Consider the following 6627-nt stretch of genomic DNA (forward strand, 5'->3'; position numbering starts at 1 on the left):
TAAGCCTGCAACCGTATCGTGATCCGTAATCGCAAATAACTGCACACCCTTTTCAAGGGCTCTGGCGACCAGCTCGGACGGCGTGAGATGACCGTCGGATGCGGTCGTGTGGCTGTGCAAGTCAGCCAATATGCTTTGAGTATTCATGCCGTTATTGTACGTGAATTTAAGATGAAATGTGCATTTATCTCACACTTTATCGAGTAGGAATGGCATTCGGTACAGTGATTTAGCGACGTTAATCCATAATTTTGAAAAATATTCAATTGACTTTCGCCTCAGGCTCATGTTTTCTATAGCTCAACTAACGAATTATAGAGACCCTTTTGAATGACTCAGATTAACGCTTCTTTCAACATCATTTGGTGGTGGCACTTCCCAACTTAGCGGGTAGTGTGAAGCTCTGTGCTCATTTGAAAGTAACAGAATCAACAAAAAAGCCCGCAGAAATGCGGGCTTTTTTGTTGATGCGAAAAATGTCTGCAACGCGGTAAACGGATATAAAGCGAGATAAGCATGACCCTAAAGACATTTAATCAGGTTACCCAAGTCGATGGCGAAAATTTTGCCTCGCCTCAGCAGACATTCGTACGTTCACATACGCTCAAGGCGACGCTGGCATACCATAGCGACCCACTGCGTCTGTACCAGCACATCACCCAAGATGCGCCCCATACCATGTTGTTGGAATCGGCAGAAATCGACAGCAAGGAAAATCTTAAGAGCATGGTGATGACCCATGCAGCAGTGATGATCCGCTGCGATGGCTATCGTTTACGTTTTAGCGCACTGAGTGACAATGGCGTCAGTTTACTCGCCCCCATCGAGCAATTTTTTAGTGCTCGCTCAAGCCAAACTCAATGCCAACACGATGGCCACAACTTAGTGGTCACGCTGCAAAAAGATACTGAGCTTAAGGATGAAGATGCTCGCTTAAAATCCACCTCGCCCCTCGATGGTTTGCGCTTATTTGTAAAGCATATCGACTGCGGCGCTCATACTGACAGCCAATCCAAGCCTGCATTCGAAGACTTATTTTTAGGTGGCGTGCTCTCCTACGATTTGATTGATACCGTCGAGCCACTGCCTGAAGCGCCAAATGGTGCAAATGATTGTCCTGATTATTTATTTTATCTCGCCGAAACCTTAATTCTTATCGATCACAAGCAAAAGCAATCCGAGATCATCACTCACAACTTCAGTGAAAGCACTGAACAACATTCTGAGGTGACCCAAGCCTTAGCCGAGCGAGCAGAGAACATCCGCGCCCAATGTGAAGCCTTAGCCAAGAGTGCAACACCTGCGCCCGCCCTCGTTGGCATAACGGCCACTGAGCAAGTGAATGTCAGTGATGAGGACTTCAAGCAAACCGTTATCGATTTAAAAGAACACATTATTGCTGGCGACATCTTCCAAGTCGTGCCTTCACGTAGCTTTAGCCTGCCCTGCCCCAATACGTTCGGGGCATACCGCGCACTGCGATTAACCAATCCCAGCCCCTATATGTTTTATTTCAGGGGCCATGACTTCACCCTGTTTGGCGCCTCGCCCGAGAGCGCGCTGAAATATGAAGCCAGCAATAATCAGGTCGAAGTGTACCCGATCGCAGGCACCCGTAAACGCGGCAAAACCGCCAGCGGCGAGATTGATTTCGACCTCGATAGCCGTATCGAACTCGAATTGCGTTTGGATAAAAAAGAACTCTCCGAACACTTAATGTTGGTCGATTTAGCCCGTAACGATATTGCCCGTATCAGCCAAAGTGGCAGCCGCAAAGTCGCCGAGTTACTTAAAGTCGACCGTTATTCCCACGTGATGCACTTAGTCAGCCGCGTCACAGGTCAATTACGCCAAGACTTAGATGCGCTCCACGCCTACCAGGCCTGTATGAATATGGGCACGCTGGTTGGCGCCCCGAAAGTGCGCGCCTCGCAACTCGTACGTCAAGCGGAAAAGACCCGCAGAGGCAGCTACGGTGGCGCCGTGGGTTATCTCAACGCCCTTGGGGATATGGACACCTGCATCGTTATCCGCTCCGCCTTTGTGAAAGGCGGTGTTGCTCATATCCAAGCGGGAGCTGGGGTGGTATTTGATTCCGATCCTCAAAGTGAAGCAGATGAAACCCGCCAAAAGGCGCAGGCAGTGATTTCAGCCATCAAAATGGGCGCTGGCTTGGATGAAAGCCATCAAGCAACTGCGACCACTACGACTAAACAACCAAGATAAGGAGCCCAAGATGAAACTCTATTTACTCGATAACTTCGACTCCTTTACCTACAACTTAGTCGACCAATTTAGAAGCCTTGGCTGTGAAGTGGTGATCTACCGTAACGATGTTGCCGCCGACTATATTGCCGACAAGCTGTTAGCGGAAACCGAGCCTAGCGCCTTAGTCTTATCGCCAGGCCCAGGTGCGCCCCATGAAGCGGGCTCTATGATGGCGCTGGTCGACAAAGTCGCGGGCAAAGTGCCTATGCTTGGGATCTGCCTAGGTCATCAAGCCATGGTGGAATATTACGGTGGTAAAGTGGAGCGCGCGCCTTTTGTGGTGCACGGTAAAGCCAGCCCCACCTTCCATAATGGTACAGGTGTGTTTGCTAATTTGCCTTCGCCGCTACCTGTCGCCCGTTATCACAGCTTAGTCGCCACAAAAGTACCTGATTGTCTTGAAGTGATTGCCACCACAGAAGAGATGCCAATGGCGATTTTGCACGCCGAACACAGGGCGGTCGGTTTTCAGTTTCACCCAGAATCCATCTTAACGACCTTGGGCAGCACATTGTTAACCCAAACCCTACGCTTTTTGACTCAAGACATCGCCCACAATACCGCAGGAGCCCAATAATGAGCGCAACATCGATTCAGCCCCTGCTCGATATCTTGTTTCAGGGTAAGGCATTAACCCGCGAGCAAACCGCCAGCCTCTTTAGCACCCTTATCCAAGGTGAAATGAATGAGGCCGTGATGGCGGCAATGTTAATGGCCCTTAAAATTCGCGGCGAAACCATTGCCGAAATCAGTGGCGCCGCCGATGCGATGCGCGCCGCCGCTAAGCCATTTCCCTACCCAGACTCAAGCCGTAGCCAAGGAATTATCGATATCGTCGGCACCGGTGGCGATGGTTTTAATACTATTAATATCTCTACCACTGCAGCCTTTGTCGCGGCAGCCGCTGGCGCCAAGGTTGCAAAACACGGCAATCGCTCAGTCTCGAGCAAATCGGGCTCCTCAGATTTACTCGCCCAATTTGGCATCGATTTAATCATGTCACCCGAACTGGCGAGCCGTTGCCTCGAATCGCTTAATCTGTGCTTCCTGTTTGCGCCCCACTACCATGGAGGTGTCAAACATGCGGTGCCTGTGCGCCAAGCGCTGAAAACTCGCACTTTATTCAATGTGTTAGGGCCATTGATTAACCCAGCGCGCCCAGAATTTATGTTGCTTGGAGTCTATAGCCTAGAGCTGGTGACGCCTATCGCCCGCGTACTACAAGCCCTTGGTACGCAAAGAGCCATGGTGGTGCACGGCAGTGGTTTAGATGAAGTGGCGCTCCATGGCAGCACGCAGGTCGCCGAACTTAAAGACGGTGAGATTATTGAATATCAATTAACGCCGGCGGATTTTGGTGTGCCACAAGCCCAAATTAGCGAGCTTGAAGGCGGAGAGCCTGCACAAAACGCCCAAATCACGCAATCTATTTTGCAAGGACAAGGCAGCGACGCCCACACCCATGCGGTTGCCATCAATGCCGGTTGTGCCTTATATCTGTGTGGCCTATCCGACTCAGTCAAAGCCGGCACCGCCCTTGCGCTCAATACCATAAAAAGTGGCAAAGCCTTTAAGTTACTGAATCAACTCGCTAAAGTCAGCAGCGAAGCACAGGAATAATGACCATGGCACAGGTTCAACAACCCGACGCACATCGCTCGGAAGATAATCAAGCATCGCAGGATGTAAGGGGTAGCATGCAAACCAGCACCGCAAAAGCCAACGTTTTAACCCGTATCGTGGAAACAAAGGTCGCCCATATCGCCGCCCTTAAGTTGCGTTTTCCTGAAGACAGCTTAACCCCCAAGATTTCGGACCGTAGTTTATTTGCCGCCTTAAAAGCCCGGAAGGCGGGTTATATTCTAGAGTGCAAAAAAGCCAGTCCCTCCAAAGGCTTAATCCGTAAAGACTTTGATGTCGAAGCCATCGCTTCTATTTATACCAAATATGCCGCTGGTATTTCGGTATTAACCGATGAGCAATTTTTCCAAGGAGACATGGACTATATCCCGAAAGTGCGGGCCAAAGTGAGCCAACCGATTCTGTGTAAAGACTTTTTTGTTGACGAATATCAAATCAAGTTGGCGGCACATCAGGGCGCAGATGCGATTCTGCTGATGCTTTCTGTGCTCGATGATGAACGATATCAGCAACTTGCCAACGAGGCGGCCAAGTATCGACTCGATGTGCTGACCGAAGTCAGCAATGAGGAAGAACTGAAACGCGCCATAGTCTTAAATGCACCTATTATTGGCATTAATAACCGCAACTTACGAGATTTAAGTACCGATTTAGCCACCACAGAAGCCCTTGTGCCGCACATCGGCAGCGATCGCGTGGTGATCAGCGAATCGGGCATTTACACTAACGATCAAGTGCGCCGCTTAAGTCCATTGGTCGATGGCTTCTTGGTCGGTAGCTCGATTATGGCCGAAGAAGACATTGATTTAGCCTGTCGTAAATTGATCTTCGGTCACAATAAAGTCTGCGGTCTCACCCGACTTGAGGATATTCAAGCAGCAGCCACTGCGGGCGCAGTTTATGCTGGACTCATTTTTGCTGAAAAATCACCACGAGCGATAAGCCAAGATGCCGCCAAACAGTTAGTACAGCAATACCGCGCCGCTAACTTGCCCGCCATTGAGTTTGTCGGCGTATTTGTAAACAGCACGCCTGAGCTCATGGCAAGTATCGCCCAAGAATGTGGTTTAGCCGCGCTGCAACTGCATGGCAGTGAGACTGAACTGGAAATTGCCGAGCTAAGCCAATTGCTGCAACAGGCAGGACTGAGCACCCAGATTTGGAAGGCCGTCAGTGTCGATGCCCAAAGCGGCGAACTTGCTGCTATGCCAAGAGGGGTGCAGCGTTATCTTTTTGATAGCAAGAATGACGCAGGTTTTGGTGGCACGGGGCAAGCCTTTGATTGGCAACTCCCCATTGCCCATAAAGCCGAGGCCATGCTCGCGGGCGGCCTCAATGCTGACAATGCTGCCCGTGCCAATGCCCAAGGATTTTACGGTTTAGATTTTAACTCTGGCCTCGAAACCGCACCTGGCATTAAGTCGGCAGAGAAAATCCAAGCGGCATTTAGTCAATTACGACTCTAGACCAGCTTTTATAAAAACCTGTACAAAGCACAGGCTAGCAAGAATTTAAACTCGATGGCGTTAACCTAAACCTCCATCGAAACAAATGAATAGGATAAGGAACAAGGTATGTCACAGTTAAAGCTTAACCCTTATTTCGGCGAATACGGCGGTATGTATGTGCCGCAGATTTTAGTCCCTGCCCTCAAGCAACTCGAAAACGCTTTTGTCGAAGCGCAGACCGATGAATCCTTTCAAGCCGAGTTTACCGACCTACTGAAAAACTACGCGGGTCGCCCAACGGCACTGACACTAACCCGTAATTTAAGCCCTAACCCTATGGTGAAAATCTACCTCAAGCGGGAAGATTTACTCCACGGCGGTGCCCATAAAACCAACCAAGTATTGGGCCAAGCATTACTGGCTAAACGTATGGGTAAAAAAGAGATTATTGCCGAAACCGGCGCCGGCCAGCACGGTGTTGCCACCGCCCTTGCCTGTGCGCTGCTGGGATTAAAATGCAAAGTGTATATGGGCGCGAAAGACGTTGCCCGCCAATCACCTAACGTATTTAGAATGCGTTTGATGGGCGCAGAAGTCATTCCTGTCACCTCAGGCTCGGCCACCTTAAAAGATGCCTGTAACGAGGCCATGCGCGACTGGTCTGGCAGCTACGAAAAAGCCCACTATCTATTAGGCACAGCCGCAGGGCCTCACCCCTTCCCGACCATAGTGCGTGAGTTCCAACGTATGATCGGTGAAGAAACCAAGAAGCAAATGCTGGAGCGCGAAGGTCGTCTGCCCGATGCGGTGATCGCCTGTGTCGGCGGAGGCTCCAATGCTATAGGTATGTTTGCCGACTTTATTGAGGAAACCAGTGTCGAGCTAATTGGAGTCGAACCCGCTGGTAAAGGCATCGATACCCATATGCACGGTGCGCCGCTCAAACATGGCAAAACTGGGATTTTCTTTGGTATGAAGGCGCCTTTGATGCAGGATAGTGAAGGCCAAATCGAAGAATCATATTCGATTTCGGCAGGCCTCGATTTCCCCTCCGTTGGCCCACAACACGCCCATTTGAACGCGATTGGCCGTGCGCGCTACGAATCGGCCACCGATGATGAGGCCTTAGAAGCCTTCCAATTATTGGCTCGCAGCGAAGGGATTATCCCCGCGCTCGAATCGGCCCACGCCCTCGCCTATGCCCTGCGCCTAGCGAAAGAGTGCACCAAAGAAACCATTTTGGTCGTTAACCTCTCGGGCCGAGGCGATA

General features: G+C 50.5%; 6 protein-coding genes and 1 other annotated feature. Of the genes, 5 read left to right on the forward strand and 1 reads right to left on the reverse strand.

Going from position 1 to position 6627, the window contains the following annotated elements; genetic code table 11:
* On the reverse strand, nucleotides 1–147 hold a 147-nt coding region (locus ACK5NH_RS10235; RefSeq protein ID WP_416919803.1), incomplete at its 3' end, for a PHP domain-containing protein.
* 210 nt (nucleotides 148–357) lie between these two features.
* Nucleotides 358–465 (forward strand) — a sequence feature (Trp leader region).
* A gap of 51 nt (nucleotides 466–516) precedes the next feature.
* Between ACK5NH_RS10235 and ACK5NH_RS10240 the strand changes: the two genes are divergently transcribed.
* The 5 genes from ACK5NH_RS10240 to trpB all read left to right on the forward strand — a co-directional run.
* On the forward strand, nucleotides 517–2226 hold the full coding sequence (locus ACK5NH_RS10240) for an anthranilate synthase component 1 (RefSeq protein ID WP_416919795.1): 1710 nt from the start codon (nucleotides 517–519) through the stop codon (nucleotides 2224–2226).
* A 10-nt stretch (nucleotides 2227–2236) separates the two neighbouring features.
* Nucleotides 2237–2845, forward strand: a complete 609-nt coding sequence (locus ACK5NH_RS10245) for an aminodeoxychorismate/anthranilate synthase component II (protein WP_416919797.1) — start codon at nucleotides 2237–2239, stop codon at nucleotides 2843–2845.
* Entirely contained in the window at nucleotides 2845–3888 is a 1044-nt protein-coding gene (gene trpD / locus ACK5NH_RS10250; protein WP_416919799.1) for an anthranilate phosphoribosyltransferase, read from the forward strand. Before ACK5NH_RS10245 ends, trpD begins: the two co-directional genes overlap by 1 nt.
* 77 nt (nucleotides 3889–3965) lie before the next feature.
* Nucleotides 3966–5375: a bifunctional indole-3-glycerol-phosphate synthase TrpC/phosphoribosylanthranilate isomerase TrpF gene (gene trpCF / locus ACK5NH_RS10255; protein ID WP_416919805.1), complete on the forward strand. Its 1410-nt coding sequence runs from the start codon at nucleotides 3966–3968 to the stop codon at nucleotides 5373–5375.
* A gap of 108 nt (nucleotides 5376–5483) precedes the next feature.
* Nucleotides 5484–6627 (forward strand): tryptophan synthase subunit beta (gene trpB / locus ACK5NH_RS10260; protein WP_416919801.1); only part of this gene is annotated, 1144 nt, incomplete at its 3' end.

The organism is Shewanella sp. (genome assembly GCF_047975355.1).
Lineage (GTDB): Bacteria > Pseudomonadota > Gammaproteobacteria > Enterobacterales > Shewanellaceae > Shewanella.

Coding starts and splice junctions, on each gene's coding strand:
- ACK5NH_RS10240 (WP_416919795.1), top strand. CDS start 517: ATGACCCTAAAGACATTTAATCAGGTTACCCAAGTCGATGGCGAAAAT.
- ACK5NH_RS10245 (WP_416919797.1), top strand. CDS start 2,237: ATGAAACTCTATTTACTCGATAACTTCGACTCCTTTACCTACAACTTA.
- trpD (WP_416919799.1), top strand. CDS start 2,845: ATGAGCGCAACATCGATTCAGCCCCTGCTCGATATCTTGTTTCAGGGT.
- trpCF (WP_416919805.1), top strand. CDS start 3,966: ATGCAAACCAGCACCGCAAAAGCCAACGTTTTAACCCGTATCGTGGAA.